Below are 585 nucleotides of genomic sequence, written 5' to 3' on the forward strand. Positions count from 1 at the left end.
TACCCACATCCTATGGACCTGAACTGAAGATGCGGAACATTTCGGTAATCTCGTGGAGGACGAAGAAGCCTCGCCAGATAACCGTGGCGCCAGGCGGAGGATCACTGCGGCGATTCAGGTAGCCACCCAGCGTGGCGATCCACAGTACTGCCTGATTCAGCGATGGCACTTTGTCCGGTGGCCGGGTGGTTCGGTGTACGCGGCAATACAGAGCCTGCCATTCGATGGGCTGAAGGACTACCTCGCAGGGCAACTCGCCATCAAGGCGAGCCAGTAGAGTCGTGTACAGAATGCGCCAGGCGATTACGGCAAACAGGGAGGTGGCCCGCACGAAGCGTTCCAGTGTACCGAATTGGCGGGCCTCGATACGGCAGCCACTCTTGAGCACACGGTGCCAGGTCTCGATGGTCCAGCGCCGCGCATACCACTGAAGCCGCTCAAGAGCCTGCTCAGGCGAGTGCGTGGGCACCGAACTGAGTAGCATCCATTCGAGCGGCTCGATACCGGCGGGCGGTTCGTCCTCGATGACATGCACAGCGAAGACATTCTGCTCGGGCAAGCCAGCCCGCGTCTGAGGTGGTTGCA

1 protein-coding gene is annotated in these 585 nt (G+C 60.7%); it reads right to left on the reverse strand.

Going from position 1 to position 585, the window contains the following annotated elements; all coding sequences use genetic code 11:
- Positions 1-10: 10 nt before the first annotated feature.
- The coding region (locus tag AC3WL8_RS40010) for an IS4 family transposase (RefSeq protein WP_492380271.1) at positions 11-585 on the reverse strand (575 nt) is incomplete at its 5' end.

The organism is Cupriavidus sp. FW305-F7, from assembly GCF_058782875.1.